The organism is Bradyrhizobium sp. JR3.5 (assembly GCF_054057015.1).
The window spans coordinates 1,426,423-1,449,578 of sequence record NZ_JBSRYV010000001.1; the positions used below are offsets into that span (position 1 = coordinate 1,426,423).

Annotated in this window: 17 protein-coding genes and 3 pseudogenes; 9 read left to right on the forward strand and 11 right to left on the reverse strand. The window is 65.0% G+C overall.

From position 1 onward, the window contains the following. Positions 1 to 2: 2 nt before the first annotated feature. Positions 3 to 1,466 (reverse strand): cryptochrome/photolyase family protein, encoded by a 1,464-nt coding sequence (locus tag ACVWW1_RS07140; protein WP_456655325.1) that lies wholly within the window; start codon positions 1,464 to 1,466, stop codon positions 3 to 5. 21 nt (positions 1,467 to 1,487) lie between these two features. Next, positions 1,488 to 2,147 carry a peroxiredoxin gene (locus tag ACVWW1_RS07145; RefSeq protein ID WP_176530709.1) on the reverse strand — a complete coding sequence of 220 codons (660 nt, stop codon included), beginning with the start codon at positions 2,145 to 2,147 and terminating at the stop codon, positions 1,488 to 1,490. 388 nt (positions 2,148 to 2,535) lie between these two features. Here ACVWW1_RS07145 and ACVWW1_RS07150 point away from each other — a divergent pair, with 388 nt between their 5' ends. Next, positions 2,536 to 3,117: a hypothetical protein gene (locus tag ACVWW1_RS07150; protein WP_092114902.1), complete on the forward strand. Its 582-nt coding sequence runs from the start codon at positions 2,536 to 2,538 to the stop codon at positions 3,115 to 3,117. A gap of 39 nt (positions 3,118 to 3,156) precedes the next feature. On the opposite strand, the gene ACVWW1_RS07155 is transcribed toward ACVWW1_RS07150, so the two are convergent. From ACVWW1_RS07155 to ACVWW1_RS07180, 6 genes and pseudogenes are all read right to left on the reverse strand, one after another. Continuing rightward, positions 3,157 to 4,998, reverse strand: coding sequence for an alkaline phosphatase family protein (locus ACVWW1_RS07155; protein WP_207830169.1), 1,842 nt, complete (start codon positions 4,996 to 4,998; stop codon positions 3,157 to 3,159). Between the two features lie 139 nt (positions 4,999 to 5,137). Then, positions 5,138 to 8,379 (reverse strand): annotated as a pseudogene (locus tag ACVWW1_RS07160) (efflux RND transporter permease subunit). Continuing rightward, positions 8,372 to 9,595: an efflux RND transporter periplasmic adaptor subunit gene (locus ACVWW1_RS07165; RefSeq protein ID WP_456655326.1), complete on the reverse strand. Its 1,224-nt coding sequence runs from the start codon at positions 9,593 to 9,595 to the stop codon at positions 8,372 to 8,374. Before ACVWW1_RS07165 ends, ACVWW1_RS07160 begins: the two are co-directional and overlap by 8 nt. Before the next feature lie 113 nt (positions 9,596 to 9,708). Continuing rightward, on the reverse strand, positions 9,709 to 9,921 hold the full coding sequence (locus ACVWW1_RS07170; RefSeq protein ID WP_456655327.1) for a hypothetical protein: 213 nt from the start codon (positions 9,919 to 9,921) through the stop codon (positions 9,709 to 9,711). Then, positions 9,918 to 10,082, reverse strand: a complete 165-nt coding sequence (locus ACVWW1_RS07175) for a hypothetical protein (RefSeq protein ID WP_456655328.1) — start codon at positions 10,080 to 10,082, stop codon at positions 9,918 to 9,920. Before ACVWW1_RS07175 ends, ACVWW1_RS07170 begins: the two co-directional genes overlap by 4 nt. 74 nt (positions 10,083 to 10,156) lie before the next feature. After that, positions 10,157 to 10,384, reverse strand: a complete 228-nt coding sequence (locus tag ACVWW1_RS07180; protein WP_097675156.1) for a hypothetical protein — start codon at positions 10,382 to 10,384, stop codon at positions 10,157 to 10,159. Between the two features lie 94 nt (positions 10,385 to 10,478). On the opposite strand from ACVWW1_RS07180, the gene ACVWW1_RS07185 reads away from it, so the two are divergent. From ACVWW1_RS07185 to ACVWW1_RS07200, 4 genes and pseudogenes are all read left to right on the forward strand, one after another. Beyond that, positions 10,479 to 10,973, forward strand: a complete 495-nt coding sequence (locus ACVWW1_RS07185; RefSeq protein WP_456655329.1) for an ArsI/CadI family heavy metal resistance metalloenzyme — start codon at positions 10,479 to 10,481, stop codon at positions 10,971 to 10,973. A gap of 147 nt (positions 10,974 to 11,120) precedes the next feature. Next, positions 11,121 to 11,639: a hypothetical protein gene (locus tag ACVWW1_RS07190; protein ID WP_456655330.1), complete on the forward strand. Its 519-nt coding sequence runs from the start codon at positions 11,121 to 11,123 to the stop codon at positions 11,637 to 11,639. A 132-nt stretch (positions 11,640 to 11,771) separates the two neighbouring features. Continuing rightward, positions 11,772 to 14,484: pseudogene (locus ACVWW1_RS07195) on the forward strand (bifunctional diguanylate cyclase/phosphodiesterase). 107 nt (positions 14,485 to 14,591) lie between these two features. After that, entirely contained in the window at positions 14,592 to 14,888 is a 297-nt protein-coding gene (locus tag ACVWW1_RS07200; protein WP_224924462.1) for a septal ring lytic transglycosylase RlpA family protein, read from the forward strand. 19 nt (positions 14,889 to 14,907) lie between these two features. Here ACVWW1_RS07200 and ACVWW1_RS07205 read toward each other — a convergent pair whose 3' ends face one another. Both ACVWW1_RS07205 and ACVWW1_RS07210 read right to left on the reverse strand, forming a co-directional pair. Continuing rightward, positions 14,908 to 17,376 (reverse strand): PAS domain-containing protein, encoded by a 2,469-nt coding sequence (locus tag ACVWW1_RS07205; protein ID WP_456655331.1) that lies wholly within the window; start codon positions 17,374 to 17,376, stop codon positions 14,908 to 14,910. A gap of 91 nt (positions 17,377 to 17,467) precedes the next feature. Next, positions 17,468 to 18,265, reverse strand: a complete 798-nt coding sequence (locus tag ACVWW1_RS07210) for a thermonuclease family protein (RefSeq protein WP_456655332.1) — start codon at positions 18,263 to 18,265, stop codon at positions 17,468 to 17,470. 342 nt (positions 18,266 to 18,607) lie between these two features. Here ACVWW1_RS07210 and ACVWW1_RS07215 point away from each other — a divergent pair, with 342 nt between their 5' ends. The 4 genes and pseudogenes from ACVWW1_RS07215 (at position 18,608) to ACVWW1_RS07230 (ending at position 22,284) form a co-directional block, all read left to right on the forward strand. Next, positions 18,608 to 18,814, forward strand: coding sequence for a hypothetical protein (locus tag ACVWW1_RS07215; protein WP_016840474.1), 207 nt, complete (start codon positions 18,608 to 18,610; stop codon positions 18,812 to 18,814). A 166-nt stretch (positions 18,815 to 18,980) separates the two neighbouring features. Then, positions 18,981 to 20,997 (forward strand): annotated as a pseudogene (locus ACVWW1_RS07220) (acetyl-CoA carboxylase biotin carboxylase subunit). A 124-nt stretch (positions 20,998 to 21,121) separates the two neighbouring features. Further along, a complete protein-coding gene (locus ACVWW1_RS07225) occupies positions 21,122 to 21,988 on the forward strand; it encodes an isocitrate lyase/PEP mutase family protein (protein ID WP_456655333.1) in 867 nt (288 codons plus the stop codon). Next, positions 21,985 to 22,284 carry an acylphosphatase gene (locus ACVWW1_RS07230; RefSeq protein ID WP_176530729.1) on the forward strand — a complete coding sequence of 100 codons (300 nt, stop codon included), beginning with the start codon at positions 21,985 to 21,987 and terminating at the stop codon, positions 22,282 to 22,284. The genes ACVWW1_RS07225 and ACVWW1_RS07230 overlap by 4 nt, the downstream gene beginning before the upstream one ends. A 7-nt stretch (positions 22,285 to 22,291) precedes the next feature. Here ACVWW1_RS07230 and ACVWW1_RS07235 read toward each other — a convergent pair whose 3' ends face one another. Next, on the reverse strand, positions 22,292 to 23,104 hold the full coding sequence (locus ACVWW1_RS07235) for a class I SAM-dependent methyltransferase (RefSeq protein ID WP_456655334.1): 813 nt from the start codon (positions 23,102 to 23,104) through the stop codon (positions 22,292 to 22,294). Between the last annotated feature and the right edge of the window lie 52 nt (positions 23,105 to 23,156).

A 23,156-nucleotide genomic window follows, 5' to 3' on the forward strand; every position in this document is an offset into this window, starting at 1 on the left:
CTCTAATCCCTGCTGCGGATTTTTGCATAAGCCGCAAGCGCGCGCTCGCGGGCCTGCTTGTGATCGACAATCGGCGGCGGATAGGTCTTGCCGAGTTCGACGCCGGCGCTTGCGAGCTCGATCGGTGTTGCGGTCCAGGGCTGATGGATCAGGTCGTTGGGGAGCTGCGCCAGCTCCGGCACCCAGCGCCGGACATAAGCACCGTCCGGATCGAACTTCTCGCCCTGCAGGATCGGATTGAAGACGCGGAAATAGGGCGCGGCATCGGCGCCGGAGCCGGCGACCCATTGCCAGTTCGCCGGATTGGAGCCGGCATCGGCGTCGACCAAAGTGTCCCAGAACCATTGTTCGCCTGCGCGCCAGTCGATCAGCAGGTGCTTCACCAGGAACGAGGCGACCACCATCCGCACCCGGTTGTGCATCACGCCGGTGTGCCAGAGCTCGCGCATGCCGGCATCGACGATCGGATAGCCGGTCAGACCGCGCTGCCAGGCCTTCAATGCGCGCGCGTCGCACTTCCACGGAAAGGCGTCGAAGTGCTCCTGCAAGTTCCGTACGGCCAGGTCGGGGACATCGAACAGCAGATGGCGGCAGAACTCGCGCCAGCCGAGCTCGCTGAGGAACTTGTCGATATCGCCGGCGAGGCGCGGGTGCTCGGCGGCGGCGAAGCGGGCCGCATGCCAGACCTGGCGCGGGCTGATCTCGCCGAAGCGCAGATGCGGGGACAGGCGCGAGGTGCCGTCGCGGTCGGGCCGGTCGCGATCGCCGGCATAGCCGCGGATATTCTCGTCGAGGAATGCCTTCAGCCTGGCCTGTGCCGCGGCTTCGCCCGGAGTCCAGATCTCGCGCAGGCCGCCGGCCCAATCCGGCCGGGTCGGTTCGAGATTCCAGTCGTCGACGGCCTCGCTCGTGATGTCGCCGATGGAGGTGAGCTTCCTCGGTGCCGGCAACGGCTTTTGCGGATCGCCAAGCCCCTGCACACGCCGCCAGAACGGCGTGAACACGCGCAGGCCTCGATTGTCCTTGTTGCGGATGAACTTGGGGTCGACGAGCAGGTCACCAGGGAAAATCTGCGAAGAGATACCGTCGCTTGCGAGCGCGGATGCAACGTCTCGGGCAATTGCTTGATGCGGCGCCTGCGCGATGTCGTTCCAGAACACGGCGTCCGCATGGATGTCGCGCGCCAGCGTGGCGATTACGGAAGCGGCCGGTCCCGTCCGCAGCACCAGCGTTCCGCCGATGGCCTCAAGATTCCTGCGAAGTGCGCGCAGCGACTGCGCCAGCCACCAGCGCGTCGCGCCCCCGAGGGAGCGGGCGGCTGGAGGTTTCAAGGCACGGCTTTCGTCGTCGCGGATAAAAAGGCCAACCACGGGCGCGCCGCGGCTGGCCGCTTCATGCTGGGCCGGGTGATCCGACAGCCGCAGATCGTCGCGGAACCAGACGATAACAGGCTGTGCGCGGGCCACCCGGACGCTGCGTGCCGGCCGTTACTTCGGCTGCGGCACGATGCGGATGTAGGGCTTGGGTTCTTTCCAGCCCTGCGGATAGATCGTCTTGGCTTCGTCATTGCTGACCGAGCCCGCGATGATCACGTCCTCGCCCTGCTTCCAGTCGGCAGGGGTGGCGACGCGGTGCGTGGCGGTGAGTTGCAGCGAGTCGATGACGCGCAGGATCTCCTGGAAGTTCCGCCCCGTGGTCATCGGGTAGACCAGCACCAGCTTGATCTTCTTGTCGGGCCCGATGATGAAGACGTTGCGGACCGTCTGATTGTCCGCCGGCGTGCGGGTGAGGGGATCGCCCGAGGTCGAGGCCGGCAGCATGTCGTAGAGCTTCGAGACGTTGAAATCGGTGTCGCCGATCATCGGATAGTTCGGCGCCGCGCCCTGGGTTTCCTTGATGTCCTCGGACCATTTGGCGTGACGATCGACTGGATCGACCGACAGGCCCATCAGCTTGACACCGCGCTTGTCGAATTCGGGCTTCAGGCGGGCGAGCGCGCCGAGCTCGGTGGTGCAGACCGGGGTGAAGTCCTTGGGATGGGAGAACAAAAGCACCCAGCTATTGCCGATCCAGTCGTGGAACTTGATCTTCCCTTCGGTGGTCTCGGCTTCGAAGTCGGGGGCGACGGCGCCAATCTGAAGTGCCATGATTTTACCTCATCTCTTTGAAGTTGCATCTAAATTTGTATTTGAGGTGGTCTGTTCCAGTATAGGACGCAGAAAGGCTTAAGTGAACGGGTTCTGAAAAAAGGTGAGACATTTCTCCTTGAGGGTGGAATTCCAAGCAACTTGTTTTGATCTGTACTCCTGCGACGAAATATCAGCTGCGGCACAAAAGCTTGGAAATGCCCAGATAAAGCCGCTTATCGCCGTCATCACGCCGGCACCGGCTGCTATAGGACTGAACCGTGACAGCGTTTAAATCGACCAAATAGCAACCATCTAAAAATCTCGGAACCCAAGTTCCGAATCATTAACCACTCGTTTACGCCCGCATGGAAAAGCTGGCCTCAGATAGGAATTGAAAGCTCCCACAATGTCTACCCCAAGTACCAAGACCGCTGAGGCTCTCAGCGGTGCTTTGCATCCATCCTGCCGCAAGACCGCCGCCCATGCGCTGACCATCGTGCGCGATGGCGTGATCACCGGCGAAGGCCCCACCACCAAGGGCCGTATCCATTTCTCCCGGTCACTCGATGCCGATGACGCTGCCTGGTGCGCGCGCATCCTGACGGCGGCCGCGGTCGAGCATCAGCCGGTCAGCCGGGCCGAGATCGAGGCGCTGTTCGCGATCAACGAGGCTGCTGCCGAGCGCAGCGATGGCGGCCGGTTCGACGATCTGCTCGCCAAGGCGATCGCCCATCATGCCGCGTCCGAGTCCGGCCTGCCGGTGCCGCCGCGGACGGTGGCGCTGTCGCCGGATACGAACATCGATCGCTGGGCGCCGACGCAGGGCACCAAGATGGACACCAAGGTTCTGGAATGGATCGCGGGCCGGATGCGCGGTCAGCGCCGCACCGGTCGCGCGCTCGCGGCGATGGTAGCGACGCTGGTCGGCGCGACCGCGCTGCCGCTCGCGGCGCAACTGCCCAACGTGTTCGACATCGGGATGATGTAATCATCCCGAACCAATGGCTTCAGGCGAGAGCGGCGGGGATCACTTCCCCGCCGTTTTCTGTTTGCCGCCGGTCTCCTCGAGCCCGAGCGTCCGCCCCGGGAACCCGGCGACGTCGAAGTAGCGGGTCGAGAGCACGCGCTGGAATTTCAGCACGGTGCGCAGGCCGTTGGCCGAAGGCTTCTTCGACATGATGGTGCCCTCGGCCATCTTCGGCACGATGCCGTTCGGCAGCGCCTCCGACATCACCCGGCCGATCAAGCCGCCATTGTTCGGCGCGCGCAGGCCGAGCAGCTGGGCCGCGGTCATGCCGACATCGGCGTTGCTGACCGGCAGCGGATCGACATAGCCCGTCTTGAAGTCGGGGCCGATCGCGGCGGTGAAGTTGAAGGTGTCGCCGCGGCTGAAGCTGCCATGCATGCCCTGGCCCTGGCGCAGCACGGTGTCGGCGACCTGCACCGAGCAGTTGGTCGGGATCTCGCAGCCGCTCGACCAGGAGCGGAAGTTGACCACGATCGACGGGTTCGGCGTCACCGCCTTGCCCTTCAAATTGAGGTTCGACATCGGCAGCGTGCCGGGGAAGGTGCCAAGCTTGTCGTCGACGAACAGGCCGCTGACATAGTCCTGCTCGAGCAGCGCCTTGATCACGCGGTCGGCGAGCTTCTTGTCGCGGTTCGGCAGATAGATCAGGTCCGAGCCGCCATTGGTCGCGATCACGACATCCGGCTTGGTCGGGTCCTGGCCGAGCACGCCGTTGCCGGCCTTCGGATGGGCGTTGTCGGCGACCTTGGCGTTCTTGTCGTTGGGGTCGAACAGCGGCAGGTTCAGCGCCTTGGCGAGATCGATCGCCAGAAAGCCCATCGGCAGGAAATCCTTCGGCGTGTCGTCATAGGCGATCTTGGCCGAGGGGCTGGTCTTGCTCTCCTTCGAGATCGTCGAGAAGCCGTGGTCGGAGGAGACCATGATGTTGGTGTTGGCGGAAAGCCCGAGCTCGTCGAGCGCCTTGCGGAGCTGGGCGAGGTTGTTGTCGGCATTCTTGATGCCGGCCATCGAGGTCGGGCCGTTGATGCCGGGCGTGATGGTGTTGAGGCTGTCGCCGGTGTTGTGCTGGCTGCCGTCCGGATCGCGCGACCAGAACACCAGCACGAAAGGCTTGTTGCGCGCCTTGAACATCGGCAGCACGACCTTGGTCGCAACATCGGCCATGTAGGCCTGCTGTGGGACGTTGGCCACCGTGGTGCCTGCCGTCTTGGCGTCACCGGCCTTGGCGTTGTCGCCGCGGCTCGGGGTGGCGAGCGGCAGGCCCGCCTTGGTCAGCGCGTCCTTCATCTCGTCGGAGAGCGGCACGCCGGTCTTGCCGCCGGTGGAGTCATCGACCACGATCGTGTTCTTGCCGCGATCGGTGTGGTCGAACAGCAGGGTCGGGCCGACCTTGCCGATGGCCGCGGTGCTAAAACCCTGGCCGCGGGCCATCTTCAGCAGCGTTTCCTCGTTGAGGTAGTCGCCATTGAAGTGATCGTCGATATCGGCGAGCACGGCGTCGTTCTCGATGAAGGGGACCACGGTGTCGCCGGCAGGGACCGAGGTGTAGCCGGTATAGATCGTGTTGGAGAAGGTGCCGGTGTCGCCGAGATAGTGGCCGGTCGACAGCGCCGAGCTGTTCGCCATCGTGAAGGTCGGGAACAGCGAGTGCGAATTCTTGAAGTGGACGCCCTTGTCGCGGATGTCGGTCATCGTCGGCGCCGTCTCCGCGTTTACGATGCCGCCGCGCAGGCCGTCGGGGACGAACAGGATGAGGTTGCGGGGTCTTGCATTCTGCGCGGAAGCGGCGCCGGCTGAAAGCGCGATCATGCTCGCGGACAGTAGTGTAATGGCATGGCGCATTTTGTTATTCCCCCTGATGAAGCCCCGCGGCAGCCCGCCGCAGCTTTCGTTTAGTTTTGCCACATGACAGAAATGTTACAGCGCCTGCCGGGCGCTGTAACTGCCGGATTTTTCTTGGCGACGGCCGGTCAGCAGGCCGTCATTCCGCGGGCTGAACCGCGGTTCTCTCATTGCGCGCAGCGCTGCGGGCATGCCCGTACCGTGCATAGAGCGCGGGCAGGACGGCAAGCGTGAGCAGCGTCGCGCTGATCAGGCCGCCGATCACGACGGTCGCGAGCGGCTTCTGCACCTCGGCGCCGGTGCCGGTGGCGAACGCCATCGGCACGAAACCGAGCGAGGCCACCAGCGCGGTCATCACCACGGGGCGGAACCGGGTGAGGGCGCCTTGCTCGATGGCCTCCCGCATCGGCACGCCGCGCTCGCGCAATTGCCTGACGAAGCTCAGCATCACAAGCCCGTTCAGCACCGCAACGCCCGACAGCGCGATGAAGCCGACCGCCGCCGAGATCGAGAACGGCATGCCGCGCAGCCACAGCGCCGCGACGCCGCCGGTGAGCGCCAGCGGCACCGCGCTGAACACCAGCAGCGCATCGCGCACTGATCCCATCGCCGCCAGCAGCAACAGGAAGATCATCGCAAAGCAGGCCGGCACCACGACGGCAAGGCGCTGGCGCGCCGCGGCGAGATTTTCCGATTGGCCGCCCCAGGTCATCCAGTAGCCGGGCGGCAGCTGCACCGATTGCGTGACCTTTGCCTGAGCTTCCTCGACCACCGAGCCGAGATCGCGGCCGCGGACGTTTGCCGTCACCACGATGCGGCGCTTGCCGTTCTCGCGGCTGATCTGGTTCGGCCCCTCGGTGAAGGAGAACTGCGCGACGCGGTTGAGCGGCAGGCTCTGCACGGGCGAACTCGGCGTTGCCTTCGGCAAGGCGACCGGCAAATTACTCAACGCCTCGAGATCGGAGCGGACGCTCTCCGGCAAGCGCACCACGATGTCGAAGCTGCGATCGCCCTCGTAGACGACGCCGGCATCCTGGCCGCCGACCGCGGCACCGATCACGTCCTGGACCTCCGAGACGCTCAGGCCCCGCCGGGCGATCGCCGCCTTGTCGACCTTGATCTCGAGCACGGGCAGGCCGCCGGCCTGTTCGACCTTGACGTCGGTCGCGCCGCGCACGCCGCGCAGCGCTGCGGCGATCTGGTTGGCGGCCTTCTGCATCGGCTCGAACTCGTCACCGAACACCTTGACCGCGATATCGCCGCGAACGCCGGCGAGCAGTTCGTTGAAGCGCATCTGGATCGGCTGGGTGAATTCATAGACGTTGCCGGGCAGCCGGCCGACCGCCTTCGAGATCTCCTCGATCAACTGCTCCTTGGTCAGCGATGGATCCGGCCACTGGGCGCGCGGCTTCATGGGGGGGGATGATGGGGGGGGATGAAGGTGTCGGACGCGTTCGGCGGCATCGGGTCGCTCGCTACCTCCGCGGTGCCGGTCTTGGAGAAGACGAACGACACCTGGGGAAAGCGGCTGACGGCCTTCTCGACCGAAAGCTGCATCGCCTGCGACTGCGACAGCGCCGTGCTCGGAATTCTGAGCGCGTGCATGGCGATGTTCTTCTCGTCGAGCGAGGGGATGAACTCCTGGCCGATCCGGAAGAACCCGAACAGCGCGGTCGCGAACAACACGACCGCCACGGCGATGACGCGCAGGGGCGTTGCAACCGCGCGCCGGAGCAGCGGGCTGTACCCGCGCTTCAATGCGGCAACGAGCCAGTTCTCCTTCTCCTGCACGCGGCCGGTGATACTGATCGCGATCAGCGCCGGAACCAGCGTCAGCGACAGCACGAAGGCCGCCGCAAGCGCGAGGATCACGGTCAGCGCCATCGGCTCGAACATCTTGCCTTCGACGCCGGTGAAGGTGAGGAGCGGCACGTAGACCAGCAGGATGATGGCCTGGCCGTAAAGGCTCGGCTGCACCATTTCCACGGCGGAGGCCCGTACCGTCGCCAGCCGTTCGTCGCGGGTCAGCACGCGGCCGAGCGCATGCTGCTTCTCGGCGAGATGACGCAGGCTGTTCTCGGTGATGATGACGGCGCCGTCGACGATCAGGCCGAAATCCAGCGCGCCGAGGCTCATCAGATTGGCGCTGATGCGTCCCTGCCACATGCCGATGGCCGTCATCAGCATCGCGATCGGGATCACCAGCGCCGTGATCAGCGCGGCTCGGAAATTACCGAGCAGCACGAACAGCACCGCGATCACCAGCAGCGCGCCTTCGCTGAGATTCCGCGCCACGGTGCCGATCGTCGCATCGACCAGCTGGGTGCGATCGAGCACCGTCTCGACTGCGACGCCCGCCGGCAAGGATGGCGTGATCGCGCGCAGCTTGGCATCGACCGCGGCTGACACGGTGCGGCTGTTGGCGCCGATCAGCATCAGCGCCGTGCCGACCACGACCTCGCGGCCGTTCTCGCTGGCGCTGCCGGTGCGCGTCTCGCCGCCGATCGAGAGCGAGGCGAGGTCGCGGATCCGGACCGGGACGCCGCCGCGGGTGGTGACGACGACGGCACCGAGCTCCTCGATGTTTTCGAGGCGACCGCCGGACCGCACCACGAATCCTTCGCCGTTGCGCTCGATATAGCGCGCACCGCGGCTGACATTATTGCTCTCGATCGCCTTGGCGACGTCGGCAAAGGTGAGACCGAGCGCGATCAGCTTCGCTGCATCGGGTTGGACCTGGTACTGCTTGAGATAGCCGCCGATCGAATCGACGCCGGCAACACCCGGCACCATCTTGATCTGCGGCTTGATGATCCAGTCCTGCACCGTGCGCAGATAGGCGTCCTTTTCGACCTCGCTTTGCAGCACCTGGCCGTCCGCCGTGAGGAAGCGGCCGTCCCTCTGCAGGCCCGGCGCGCCGTCGCTCTGCACCTTCTGGCCGGAGTAATGGACGGTCCACATGTAGATTTCGCCAAGACCGGTCGTGGTCGGGCCAATGCGCGGCTCGATGCCTTGCGGCAGGCGCGCGCGAACTTCGGTCAGGCGTTCGCCGACCTGCTGGCGGGCGAAATAGATATCGGTGGCTTCGCTGAACACCGCCGTGATCTGCGAGAAGCCGTTACGCGAGAGCGACCGCGTGCTCTCCAGCCCTGGCGCGCCCGCCAGCGCCGTCTCGATCGGGAAGGTGATCTGCTTCTCGATTTCCGCCGGCGACAGCGCCGGGGCGACGGTGTTGATCTGGACCTGCTTGTTGGTGATGTCGGGCACTGCGTCGATCGGCAGCTTGGTCAATGCGAGGCCGCCGAGGAACATCAGGATCGCCGCTAATGTGACGACCACCCAGCGCCGCTGGATCGCAAGACCGATGATGCGCTCAATCATGGCCGTGCTCCGCTTCGTCCTTCTCGATCTCGGCCTTCAATGTGAAGGTGTTCTGCACCGCGATGGTCTCGCCGGCGGTAAGACCCGCGACGATTTCGATGTCGTCGTCGTCCTCACGGCCGGTTCGCACCGACCTCGCCTCGAAGCCGTCGGCATCACGCACGAATACGGTCGGCGTGCCCTTGATGGTTTGGATGGCCTTCTTGGTGACCATCACGGTGGACGGCGCGCCAGACAGCGGGACCTCCGCGGTCACGAAGGTGCCCGGTTTCCAGCGGTGATCCTTGTTGGGCAGGGTCGCGATCACGCGGGCATTGCGGGTCTCGCGGTCGAGCAGGGGGCTGACGAAGATCACGCCGGCACTGGCTTCATCCTCGGTGCCGATGGCACGGATCTTGACCGACACGCCTTCGCGAACTGCGCTGATGTCCTCCGGCGAGACCGCCAGATCGACCCAGATGTCGTCGAGATTGACGATGACGTAGAGCTCGCTTTCCTGGCCCTCGCGCCCGATCAGTCCGCCGAGGTCGACGCGCCGTTCGGACACCCGGCCGCTGATCGGCGCGCGAAGGAACTGCGTCCGCAGGCTTTCGGGCGGCTGGCTGGGCAGATCGGCGATCTCGCTTTCCGACAGGCCGAGCGCAAACAGCTTCTGCCGCGCGCCGTCGAGCTTGATCTGGGCGTCATTCGCGGTCAGCCGCGTGCGCAGGAACTCGTTTTCCGAGACGATCCGGGTTTCGACCAGCGTCTTCTGCCTGGCATAGAGGGTTTGCTGCAGATCGTTGGTGAGCCGCGCGGCGAGGTATTCGCTCTTGGCGTCGGCAACCTCACGGCTTTCGATCGCAGCGACAATCTCGCCCTTCTCGACCACGTCGCCGAGACGCTTGCGCAGTTCCGTGACTGTCGCGAGCACGCGGACCGAGACGCGGCCAATATGATCGGCGTCAGGAATCAGCGATCCCGGCGCGAGGAAATGTCGCTTCAGCATGCCGCCGCTGGCCGGTGCGAGCGTGATGCCAGATTCACGAATCTGGTCTTCGCTGAGCTCGATATGTCCGGGGGCCTCATGCCTGGCCTCGGCCCTCGGTGGATCTGCGGTCGCAGTCTCATGCATCGTGGCCGGGAACTTGACCGGCCAGCCGATCCATCCGGCCGCCAGAATGATCAGTGCAATGCCGGCAGCCACGCCGGCGAAAAATAGAACAACCCGTTTCATATGCGCCTCTCCGCAGCGCATGCCGATGGCCCTGCGCTGTCGCGACATCGATCTGTGCGGAAGCGTGCGCGCTACCGGATGGCAGCGGCGCACGGCCGGTCATGCCTACCGGATCAGGCGCGGGGTGGTTTGAAGGGGGAGAGACGATCGGCCGAAGCCGGCAGCCCGATGCTGCCGTCGCCATAGCTATGCGGCGCATAGGCGATCGGGAATGCCGTCTCCTGCGGCGTCACGGAGGCGACGTGGGTCAGGCAGTGATCGCCATGCAGTGAGGCCGGATGCGCGGGAGCCTTGCCGCCGGTGTCGTTGATCGACTGTGCGATCAAGAAACCGGAGGGGGAACTGCATCGTCATCGCCGTCGAAGGCCCAGCCGTGGAAGAACGACAGCACCAGCGCAAGCGAAATCAGCCCCGCAAGCAGGCTGCGCCAGCGGCGCGATCCTGTTGCATGAGCGGAATTCTGAATCATGGTGCGCGAAGCGTCCATGGCCCCTAATTAGCGCCGCGACCGCGCGCATTCAAGTTCGACGCCGCGACAGAATTGCCGCGGATACTATAACGTTACACGCTCTCAGCGGTTCGGCGCATCAGCCAGCGGCGCGCTGCGACGACAGCCCAGATCGCTTCGACCAGTCCGAACGGCCAGGCGCCCTGCAGGAAGCCGTAGGCCGAGCCGAGCGCGCAGGAGACCGCGAAAGCCAGGATGAACCACGGGCTGCGATCCTCGGCTGCGTAGCAGACGAGCATCATCGTCACGGCGAACAAACCGAACAGCGTGAGTGCATCCATTCCGCAGCAGGACCCCTGTTGTAACGCTGTTGATATCTGAGCATGCTTGGGCTGGAATATCCATCCAGCGTCGCCGCCCGAAAGGATTGCCCCCATGAAGCGCATGCATGTTCACGTCGCCGTCAAGGACATCCACCAATCGGTCGGATTCTACTCGGCGTTGTTCGGCGCCGAACCGACGGTCGTGAAATCCGACTATGCCAAATGGATGCTCGACGATCCCCGCGTCAATTTCGCGATCTCGACCCGCGGCCGGGAGCCAGGGCTCGATCATCTCGGCATTCAGGTGGAGAGCGCCGAGGAGCTCGGCGAGGTCGATGGCCGGCTGCGCAAGGCGGGCGGCGAGGTGATCGAGCAGGGACAGACGGTGTGCTGCTATGCCAATTCCGAGAAGTCGTGGATCGACGATCCTGCGGGGATTGCGTGGGAGACCTTCCATACGACGGGTGAAAGCATCGTCTATGGCGACGGCAGCGGCGAGCGGACCGCGCGCGTCGCGCACGAGAAGCTGGACGGGCAGCACAGCGCCTGTTGTGCGCCACAGCCCCAGGCCGCGCCGCCCGAGGCTTCGGCGTGCTGCAGATCGTGAGCTCGGGGCGGTCGCGCATACCGACGCCAAGACGTCGCCGGGCAGTCGTCATGTCGGCGCAGCCGGCTACCGCTGTAAGCAAAGGCTTAATGCCTGCGACATATTATCCCAGCGACGACTCCCCTCCGTGCTAACAGCCCCCTAACCATGCGGCTTTTGCCAATCAAGGATCCTGAGCGATCCTGGCGTCATATCAAGGCACAATGGAAGAAGGACGCTGAAGGCGTCGGAGAGGATTTTGCCACCTTTGGCGGCATCGGTGCCTTTGAAGCGCTGACCGCCAAGGAAGGTGACGGTCAGGGGCTGTATCACCTGACCGACGGCGAACGGGTCCACGCCGTCTGCCAGGTCAGGCGGCTCCTGATGAGCCGATATACGTCGCCGGCTCTCAGCGCGCGTTTCATCAATGTGTCTCCGATCTACGATCTCGGCCTCGCCGATGTCAGCGATTACGCGCAGATGCTCGTGGCGCTGTTCTCCGGCGTCGTCTGGCTGTCGCGTGATGCGCTGGCGGCCAGCCACATCCGTTTTCTCCTCAAGAGTCCGGGCGACTCGCAATTCTTCGCCGCGCTCAAGGCCGCGACGCCGTTCTCTCCATTCTCGAAATTCAGCATTGAGGGCGCGTTGATCGAGTGCAGCCTGAAGGAGACGACCGGGGTCGCCTGATACGGTCGCGTCCCGAGGATTCCCGCGCTGATCGCGCTCGGCTACTCATCCGCCTTAACAGTCCGATAACTGATTTTCCTAACGAGCCCTTGGGTTGTGCTCCCGTACAAGGGCACTCGCAGGGGCAGGAAAATGTCGGTTATCTCAACGAACAGCGTGAAGCCGGAGCACCGGCGGCTGTCGATCAAGGGTGTGCTGCGCGCCACCAGGATGGGTGCCATTCAGTGGCTCGTCCTGAGCGCCGCGCTGCTGGTGCTCGCCATCACGCTTGGCACCGGCTATCTCGCGCTGCAGTTTCGCGAGCGCGCGCTGGAGATGTCCGAACGCGAGCTCAACAACACCGCGCTGCTGCTGTCGCGGCATTTCGATCAGCAGCTCAGCGACCTCCAGCATGTCCACGACGACATCGTGAACTACCTGCGGTCGGAGCAGGTTGAGACCGCCGATCAGTTCGAAAAGAACATGTCGCTTTTGAGCGCGCACGAGATGCTGCGCACGCGGCTGGCCGCGTTGCCGCATGTCGGCGGGCTCAATCTATTCAATGCCAAGGGATGGCTGATCAACTCGTCCGAGATGTGGCCGGTGCCCGACGTCAGCATTGCCGAACGGCGCTATTTCCAGGAGTTCACCTCGGGACGACCGACGTCGCCGGTGATCGTCGAGCCCGCCATGAGCAAGGTGACCGGCAACTGGACCACGATCTTTGCCCGCAAGATCACCGGGCGCAATGGCGAGATCATCGGCTTTGCGAGCCGCGGCGTCGAGCCCAGCCATTTCGAGGATTTCGTGGCCTCGCTGGCGCTGGACGGCGACACCGTGATTTCGATGATCCATCGCGACGGAACGATCATCGCGCGTTATCCGCAGGATGCCGGCGTGGTCGGCCGCAACATCATCGACCAGCCGGTGTTCCAAAAGGTCATCAGCTTCGGCGGCAACACGTCGGGACGGTTCGTTGGCGCTTCTGGCGAGGAGAATGTCGGTGCGGTCAAATCGCTGTCGCATTTTCCAATCCTGATCCTCGCCACCACGAAGACCTCGAGCGCGCTGGAAGACTGGCGCGCCCAGACCAAGCTGCAATTCTGCGCGGCCGTGTTGGCGGTACTGATCATCAGCTTCGCGGTCTTCCTGATCGTCCGCCAGATGCAGCGGCAGCACGATGCGGCGCAGCGCCGGCTGTCCGAGAAGAGCCAGCATCTCGACACCGCGATCAACACCATGACGCAGGGGCTCCTGCTGTTCGACGCCTCGGCGCGGCTCGTGATCTGCAACCAGCGATACATCGACATGTTCGGCCTGTCGCCCGATATCGCCAGGCCCGGCTGCCATCTGCGGGATCTGATCCTGCATCGCCAGGCGCTCGGTTCATTCGTCGGCGATGTCGACGAATACTGTGCGCGGTTCACCAATCCCAGGGGGGACGAAATCCGGGATTCGGTGATCATGACGCCCGACGGCCGCAGCATCCGCCTGATCTACAAACGCGCACCTGACGGCGGCTGGGCTACCACGCTCGAGGACGTCACCGACGGGCGGCGTGCGCAGGCGCAGATCGAGTATCTCGCGCACTACGATGCCCTGACCAATCTGCCGAACCGGACGCTGTTCCAGCGTCACGCGGAAGAATTGTTGCGCGAGGCTACCGTCCGCGAATTCGCGATCCATTACATCGATATCGACGAGTTCAAGCGGATCAATGACACGCTGGGTCATCCGATCGGCGATGAATTCCTCCGGCGCGTGGCCGAGAAGCTGCGCCAGTCGGTCGGGTCGAACGACTTCATCGCACGGCCTCGGTGGCGACGAGTTCGCGATCGTCCAGCATGACATCATGTCGGACGACGACGTCAGCGATCTGGTTGCGCGTGTCTATCAGTCTCTGCGCACGCCGTTCGACTGCCACGGTCATTGGCTGTCGAGCGACGCCAGCATCGGCATTGCGATCGCCCCGCGACACGGCTCCGACCTGTTCGGCCTGCTCAAATGCGCCGACCTCGCCATGTACGCGGCCAAGGCCGCCGGCCGCAGGACCTACCGCTTCTTCGATCCGGCGATGGAGAAGCAGGCCAACCTGCGCCGCGCGCTGGAGGCCGATCTGCGAAGTGCGTTGGCGGAGGACCGCTTCGAGCTGCACTATCAGCCGCTGGTCGACCTGCGCAGCGACGAGGTGACCGGCTGCGAGGCCTTGCTGCGCTGGCGCCATCCGGTGCGCGGCATGATCTCCCCGGCGGAGTTCGTACCGGTCGCCGAGGAGACCGGGCTGATCGAGGAGATCGGGCAGTGGGTGTTGCGCACCGCCTGCATCGAGGCGGCGGCCTGGCCGGCGCATGTGCGCCTGGCAGTCAACGTCTCGCCGATCCAGTTCAAGTCGGAGACGCTGGCGCTGAAGGTAGCGAGCGCACTCGCCGAGAGCGGGCTCGACCCGCGCAGGCTCGAACTCGAGATCACCGAGGCGGTGCTGATCGCCGACGACGATGCGGCGCTTGTCACGCTCGGCCAGCTGCGCGCTCTCGGTGTCCACATCGCGCTCGACGATTTCGGCACCGGCTACTCGTCGCTGCAATATCTGCAGCGCTTCCCGTTCGACAAGATCAAGATCGACCGCAGCTTCGTCAAGGAAGTGACCCGCAACAGCAGCTCGGCCTCGATCATTCGCGCGGTGGTCTCGATCGCCGCCGACCGCAACATGATCACGACCGCCGAGGGCGTCGAGACCGATCAGCAGCGCGACACGGTGCAGATGCTCGGCTGCACGCAGATGCAGGGCTATCTGTTCAGCAAGCCGGTTCCGGCGCAGGATCTCCGGACACTGCTCGCGGCCGATAGCGTCGAGGACGCCGCCTGAGCGGCTCTCGCTGAAAAGTTCCAAAAAATCGACCTGCCGACGTGTCGGGCGCGGAACCGAAACGGTGGAACCGCGTTCCATTGCGGGGCTCGACCGGCAGGCAATCAATGAAGACCGCAGTAACGTCCGCGGCCATGCTGCTGTTTACCTCATGCATGGCGAACGCAGAGAGTGGCCTTGCGTCCTATTATCATGGCATCGGCAGGGGTGCCGAGATGACCTGCGCGCATCGCAGGCGGCCATTCGGCAGCATGGTCACCGTGTCCTACCACGGGAAATCGATCCGGTGCCGGGTCAACGACCGCGGACCGTTCGTTCGCGGACGGATCATCGATGTCTCGACCACGGCGGCGCGCGCGCTCGGCATCCTTCAGCTCGGCGTCGCGCATGTGGTGATCGAGTAGCGCGCGGCCGGCGGCGGGATCAGGGTTTTGAGGCGGTCGCCCGCTGCTCGGCGATCGCCTTGCGGAGCGTGCGCGACAGCGCCTCGACCGAATAGGGTTTCTGGATCAGCTCGAAGCCGCTATGCGCATTCTCGGCGAGCACGTTGCTGTAGCCGCTGGTCAGGACCACCGGCAGGCCGGGAAAGCGATCGCGGATCAGGCCGGCGAGCTCGACGCCATTCATGCCGGGCATGATCACGTCGGAGAACACGAGGTCGGCGGCAAACTCGTTCTCGGAGAGGATCGACAGCGCTGCGTTGGCGTTCGCCGCGCGCTTCACCGAATAGCCGAGATCCTCGAGCAGCTCGGTGGAGAACTGGCCGACATCGTCATTGTCCTCGACCACGAGGACGCGATAGCCGCGGCCGATCGAGGCCTGCTCGATGCCAGCGCTGGCCGCGACCTTGGCGTCCGCCGGGCGCATCGCCTGCGGCAGATAGATCGTGAAGGTTGCGCCGTGCCCGGGCGTGCTGGTCACCTCGATGTCGCCGTCGGATTGCTTGACGAAACCGAACGCCTGGCTCAGCCCGAGGCCCGTTCCCTTGCCGACCTCCTTGGTCGTGAAGAACGGTTCGAAGATCGCATCGAGATTTTCCGGCGAGATGCCGGTACCGGTATCCTGGATCGAGACCGTCACGAAATCACCGCTGCGCGAGGCCTGGGCGCGCAGGGCAGGGATGTGCTTGACCTTCCTCACGCCGATCGTCAGCTGGCCTTCGCCGTTCATGGCATCGCGGCCATTGACCGCAAGGTTGATCATCGCGGTCTCGAACTGGCCGATATCGGCGATCGCAAAGCAGTCGGGATCGTCGATCCTGACCTCGATGTGAATCCGCGCGCCGACCAGCGGACGGATCAGCTGCACCACGCTATCGACCTGCGTCCCGACATTGAACACTTCGGGATTGAGCGGTTGCCTGCGCGCAAATGCCAGGAGCTGCGCGGTGAGCTTGGAGGCCCGCTCCACGGTCTCCGAGATCGCATCGATGTAGCGGCGTCGCCGCTCGTCCGGCAGCTCGCGGCGGCGCAGGAAATCGGTCGCCGAGCGGATGATGGTGAGCAGATTGTTGAAGTCGTGCGCGACACCGCCGGTGAGCTGGCCGACCGCTTCCATCTTTTGCGACTGCCGCAGGGCTTCCTCGCCGCGGCGCCGCTCGGTGATGTCGACGGCCTCCGGCACCGCGCCGACGATCGTGCCGTGCTGGTCCTGCAACGGGCGCATCGCGAAATCGAAATAGCGCTCGCCGATCGGCAGCTGCAATTGCAGCTCGATCTTGACCTCCTCGCCGCGCATCGCGGTCGCAAAGGCATTCTGGATCACGCGCGGCATGCCGTCGGTAGCAGTGAACCATGGCGTGTCCCAGAACGGTTTGCCGACGACGTTGGTGGCCTCGGCGCGGATGCCGGCCAGCGCGGTCTGGTTGGTGTAGAGCAGGTCGCCATCCCGGTTGAGCAGCATCTGATATTGATGGCTGGTTTCCAGGATCGCGCGGGTCTGCGCTTCGCGGGATTCGAGCTGTGCGGTGCGCTCCAGGATGCGCCGCTCCAGCGACTCGTTGAGCTTGCGCAGTTCGATCTCGGCTTCCTTGGCCGCGGTGATGTCGTGGGCGACGCCGATGAAACCGATATGCTTGCCGTTCGGGTCCCAGCGCGGTTGCGATTCCGAGCGCAGCCAGCGCCAATCGCCCGCCGCGTTCCGATAGCGTGCCTCGAGCACGAACGGCTTGAGCGACAATTCGCCGGTGATCTGCTCCTGCAGGATGTTCGGCAAATCATCCGGATGCAGCGCCTTGCGCCAGTCGAACACGACGGCTTCCTCGAACGGCAGGCCGAGGAAATCCAGATAGGCCTGGTTGGCGAAGGAGCGGGTGCGGTCGAGCTTGGTCACCCAGATCGGCACCGGCGCGCTGTCGGCGATCAGGCGGAAGCGTTCCTCGCTCTCGCGCAGGGTTTCCTGCGCCAGCATCTGATCGGTGACGTCGAGATCGGCGCCGACCAGCCGCAGCGCACGGCCGCTGCGGTCGCGGTCGATCTTGGCGACGACACGGATCCAGCGGCTCTCGCCGTCGTTCGGGCGGATGATGCGGTATTCGGCGGCGTAATCCTCGCCGCCGGCCTTGAGCACGCCGAACAGGTGCTTGATGGTTCGTTCGCGATCATCGGGGTGGATGCGCGCGATCCAGTTCTCATAGGTCTCGTTGACCTCCTCGGGCGGCAGGCCGTGCACCAGCAGATATTCGGGAGAGCGGCGGTTGCGCACGCCGTCGCGGAAATCGATCTCGAGCCCGCCGACCCGCGCGATGCGCTGGATCCGTGCCAGCTCGGCCTCGCGCTCCTGGAGCTCGCGATGGGCGCGGTCGCGTTCGCGCGCGATCTCCTCAAGGTGCTGCCGCAGCCGTTCGGCTGCCGCAGCTTCGGGAAGCACATCAGCGGGATCGGGTGGTGTCATACGCGCCGGCAACCTCTCGGCGCAGTTTCACACAGGACGAGGCGGCTTTTCCAGCGTGATTTGCGGCGATCACTTGCCTGTCACTTGCCCTTCATTTGCCTTTGGGCGGGCGGCAGTTATAGGCCCTGCGGAACCCGGCGGCCTGCGCATCCTCCTCGGAGCAGAACCAGCGATCCGGATTGCCGAGGCCGGGGTAACTGCGGCACGCCTGCAGGTGATAGATGCCGACATTGCCGGTGACGCGGGCGCGTACGGCATACTTGCCCTTGATGTTGCAGCTTGCCGGCATCGGCAGGTCGTCAGGGAAGAGCGCATTGCGGATCTGCGTGTCGCGGTCGGCCGGGCAGGCGTTGCCGAGCAGGGCGCCGTCCTTCTTGCCGAGACGAAAATCGCGCGGCGCCACGAAGCAGCCCTTCCACAGCCCCGCACGACTGTCCGTGGCGGTGGCTTGATCCGGCTTGAATCGGCCAGTGGCCGATGTCTCGACGTTGAGGGCGTAGCCCTTCTGAACCATCACCTGGCTGAGGCTGGTCGGGTCGCCCTCGAGCTTGCAGACGCCGAGGCGGCGCTTCTTGAAGGTCGGATCGACGCCGATGTCGTCGCAATGAATTGGTTTGCCGCCGATCAGTCTGGTCAACTGGTCGCGCGCTTCAATCCCGCAGGTCCAGACGTCGGCGTGCTCGTCGATGCAGAGCTGGTCGGCCGCCGGCGCGTCGATGCCGTCGAGCCGATAGACCGTGTTGCCGAGCTGAATTGTGGCGGCGTCCTTGACGATCGCCGTGGCGGCGGGGCCACCGGTCGCAGACAGGGCAGCCGTCGCAGACAGGACAGGGCTCGCGGACAGGCATGTCAGGAGAAGCGTCTTGATGACCGGATTCCGAAACCGCATTTTCTCACTTCAGATCTTTGGCGGGCAGCCGAACTTCTAGCACAGGCAGGTACGATCCAACCAAGGACTGTTCGCACGCGATGCGTGCGCGCCGTCACATCCTGATCGGCATTCCGCGACGTAGAACGGCCGGACATTGCTGTCGAAGGGATGCTGATATGGCCGAGTTCATCATCAACCTCATTGCGGGGATGTCATCACCGACATCTGGACCCTGCAATGTCTCGCGCGCCGGCGGCGGAAGCTAGATGCGCCTCGGCAGACGGCTTCCGAGCAAAGATCCGATTGACTTCATGAGAACAAAATAGGAACATGATGTGCCACCTGAATCCCGGATGCCCCATGATGTCTGCACGGCCCGAATCTGATGACGATGACGGGCTGGAAGCGGCTGTCGATCAGGCCATTTCCGCGTGCGGCGGCAATTTGCGCGCGACCATCCGGGCGCTGATCGTGGCCAATGAATTCCTGGAGAATGAGGTCAGCGAGCTGATGAAGGCCGTCGCGAAAGCGCATTCGCGCGGCCGCTTCAAGACTTATTCGGGCTGAAATACCCCTCCGGCTACCGCCAAGAACCGGCCAAGGACCGGCCAGGCGCCGCGCCCGGTCTGCATTTGCCTCCGGGGCATTTTGCTGTACCACGGAGTGGTTACGCCAATCGCCCGTGCCGGATTGCGCGGGGAGGAATCCTGCCCAAAGCCCAAGCAAGAAGAGCATGTTCAAACGAATCCTGATCGCCAACCGCGGCGAGATCGCCTGCCGGGTCATCAAGACTGCGCGCCGTATGGGGATTGAGACGGTTGCCGTCTACTCCGAGGCCGACCGCGACGCGCTGCATGTCGAGATGGCCGACGACGCCGTGTTGGTCGGCCCGCCGGCCGCGGCCGAGAGCTATCTTCTGATCGACAAGATCGTCGACGCCTGCCGCAAGACCGGCGCGCAGGCCGTGCATCCCGGCTACGGCTTCCTGTCCGAGCGCGAGGCCTTTCCGCGCGCGCTGGAAGCCGCCGGCATCGTCTTCATCGGCCCGAACCCCGGCGCCATCGCCGCGATGGGCGACAAGATCGAATCCAAGAAGGCCGCGGCCAAGGCCAAGGTCTCGACCGTGCCCGGCCATCTCGGCGTCATCGAGGACGACAAGCACGCCGTCCAGATCGCCGACGGAGATCGGCTACCCCGTGATGATCAAGGCCTCCGCCGGCGGCGGCGGCAAGGGCATGCGCATCGCCCATTCGAAGTCGGAGGTTGCCGAAGGCTTCAACCTCGCCAAGGCCGAGGCGAAGTCGTCGTTCGGCGACGACCGCGTCTTCATCGAGAAATTCATCGTCGATCCCAGGCACATCGAGATCCAGATCCTCGGCGACAAGCATGGCAACGTGATCTATCTCGGCGAGCGCGAGTGCTCGATCCAGCGCCGCAATCAGAAGGTCATCGAGGAAGCGCCGTCGCCGCTGCTCGACGAGCAGACCCGCCGCAAGATGGGCGAGCAAGCAGTCGCGCTGGCCAAGGCGGTGAATTACGATTCTGCCGGCACCGTGGAATTCGTCGCCGGCCAGGACAAGAGCTTCTACTTCCTGGAGATGAACACCCGTCTGCAGGTTGAGCATCCCGTCACCGAGCTGATCACCGGCATCGACCTCGTCGAGCAGATGATCCGCGTCGCCGCCGGCGAGAAGCTTGCACTCGCGCAGAAGGACGTCACGCTGACCGGTTGGGCGGTCGAGTCCCGCGTCTATGCCGAGGATCCGTTCCGCAACTTCCTGCCCTCGATCGGCCGGCTGGTGAAATACCGTCCGCCGGCCGAGGCCAGCCATGACGGCATCACGATCCGCAACGACACCGGCGTGCAGGAGGGCGGCGAGATCTCGATCCACTACGATCCGATGATCGCCAAGCTCGTTACCCATGCCCCGTCGCGCGCCGCCGCGATCGAGGCGCAGGCGACCGCGCTCGACGCGTTCTATGTCGACGGCATCAGGCACAACATTCCGTTCCTGTCGGCGCTGATGAACCATCCGCGCTGGCGCGAGGGCCGGCTCTCGACCGGCTTCATCGCGGAAGAATTCCCGAAGGGATTCTCCGCGCGCGCCCCCGAGGGCGAGATCGCGCGGCGGCTCGCGGCAGTCGGTGCCGCGATCGATCACGTGCTGGGCGAGCGCAAGCGGCAGATTTCCGGCCAGATGGGCGGCCGCGTGGTCCAGCGTGAGCGCCGTCGCGCGGTGTGGCTCGATCGCGCCGAAATCGCGCTCGACGTCGCGCGCGAGGATGACGCCATCGCGGTGCGCTTTATCGGCGCCGATGGGCTGCCGGGCAATCCGCACAATCTGGTGTCGAGCTGGGCGCCGGGCGAGCCGGTGTGGCAGGGCACCATCGACGGCAATTTTGTCGCCGTGCAGGTGCGGGCGATCAACAACGGCTTCCGCCTCGCGCATCAAGGCTATGAGGTGCCGGTCTATGTCTTCACCGAGACCGAGGCGACCTCGGCGCGGCTGATGCCGGTGACCTCGGCGGCCGACACCGGCAAGAAGTTGCTGTGTCCGATGCCCGGGCTCGTGGTGTCGATCGCGGTGACCGAGGGCCAGGAGGTCAAGGCCGGCGAGACGCTCGCGGTGGTGGAAGCCATGAAGATGCAGAACGTGCTGCGCGCCGAGCGCGACGGCACGGTCAAGAAGATCCACGCCGCCGCCGGTGCCACGCTCGCGGTCGATGCACTGATCCTGGAGTTCGCCTGAAATTGTCATTCCGGGGCTCGCGAAGCGAGAACCCGGAATCTCGAGATTCTCGGTGCGCAGTTGCGCACCTGAGGGTTCAGTGGTTCGCATTGCGCCGGAATGACCGAGAATGGGGACATAGCAAATGGCCTTTCGCAAGCGCCGCGAAGCACTGCGATCGATTCTCAACGAATCAACCTGCATTCGCCCGGGCTCGGTCTATGACGCGACCTCGATCCGGATTGCGGAGGATCTCGGTTTCGAACTCGGCATGTTCGGCGGCTCGGTGGCGTCGCTCGCCGTGCTCGGCGATCCCGATATTGCGCTGATCACGCTGACGGAGTTCGCTGAACAGGTGCGCCGGATGTCGCGGGCGTCGACCTTGCCGGTGCTTGTCGATGCCGATCACGGCTACGGCAATGCGCTCAACGTTCGCCGCACGGTCCAGGAGGTCGAAGCTGCCGGTGCCGCCGGCCTCACCATCGAGGATACGCTGCTGCCGCAGGCGTTCGGCCAGGCCAAGGCGCAGCTGATCTCGCTCGAGGAAGGCGTCGGCAAGATGAAGGCCGCGCTTGACGGCCGCAGCGATCCGTCGCTCGTCATCCTGGGCCGGACCGGGGCCGTCTCGATCACAGATCTCGACGACGCGATCGCACGCGCCAGGGCCTATGAGGCGGTCGGCGTCGATGGACTGTTCTTCACCGGCATCACGTCGCGCGGGGAGCTCGAGGCGCTCTCGGCCGCCACGACGCTGCCGATCGTGCTTGGCGGCGCGCCGGAGGAGATGACCGCGCTGGATTATCTGGCAAGCCAGCGCGTCAGGATCGCGCTGCAGGGCCACGCGCCGTTCGCGGCCGCGACCCAGGCCGTCTACGAAACGTTGAAGGCGCTGCGCGAAGGCACCTCGCCGAAGAATCTGAAAGGCATCGCCTCGTCCGAACTGACCAGCCGCGTGATGCGCGAGGCGGAGACCAGGGCGCGCAGCGGCGAGTTCCTCGGCCTGAAGAAATGAGCGGTGTGATCCGCCATGTCACGATCAGCGGCCGGGTGCAGGGCGTCGGCTATCGTGCCTGGGTGGACGAGCAGGCGAACTCGCGCGGCCTCGAGGGTTGGGTCCGCAATCGCCGCGACGGCAGCGTCGAGGCGGTGTTCGCTGGCCCCGAGGTCGTCGTCGCTGACATGATCGCGGCCTGCGGCCGCGGACCGTTCTCGGCGCGCGTCGACCGTGTGCACGCCGTATCAGGCAATTCCGATCTTCTGAACCTGCGACGGGCAGGGGAGCGGTTCTCGGTCCTGCCGACGGTATGACGCGTGGTCACGCAACAGCCGTGATCACCAGCGCCTGAATGCGGCCTTCGATCGCGCCCTTGCCGAAGCGCCGCGCGAGCGCCGATGCAGCGTGCTCGGTCGCGGCGTCGAGGCCGATCCCGCCGCGCGCCTCGATCTCGCCGCGCAGCGGTGAGCCCTGGCAAAAACCGATCGCCGGATCGTGCGGCGCGTTCGCCCGGCTCTGCTCCCGGACGGTGTCGATCTCGATCTTGCTGAAGCCCGCGGCCAAAAGATCGGCCCGGATCGGGTCTGCCGCGTAGTGGCCATGGGGCGTGCGCGCGAGGAATCGCGGCGGCTCGGCCGGGAAGACCTCTGCCAATGCCTGGGTCACCACGTCGGCAAACTCGTTCTCTTCGATGCGATCCCACATGCTGAACAGGAAACGGCCGCCCGGCTTCAGGACACGGCGGGCCTCCGAATAGCCCTTGGGCTTGTCGGGGAAGAACATCGCGCCGAACTGGCAGGCGACGACATCGAAGCTCGCACTGCCGAACGGCAGGTTGAGCGCGTCGGCCTGCCGCCACGTGATATCAGCCGCGTCCGGCATCCGCGATTTCGCCCGTTCGAGCATCGGCTCATTCAGGTCGGTCGCCACGATGCGGGTGTCGCGGCCGAGCGCTGCCGACAGCGCGCGGGTCACGGCCCCGGTGCCCGCGGCCGTCTCAAGCAGGTCGCGCGGGCCAATGGCCTTGGCGCGTTGTGCGAGATCGCGTGCGTAGGGTTCAAAAATCATCGGCACGAGGAGCCGGTCGTAAAGTTCTGGAATGGACCCAACGAACTCCTTGTCGGACGCGGGCATCGCAAGCTCCTTGTTGGCCGTGAAGCTGGCTCATGTCGACAGCCCGCGATCC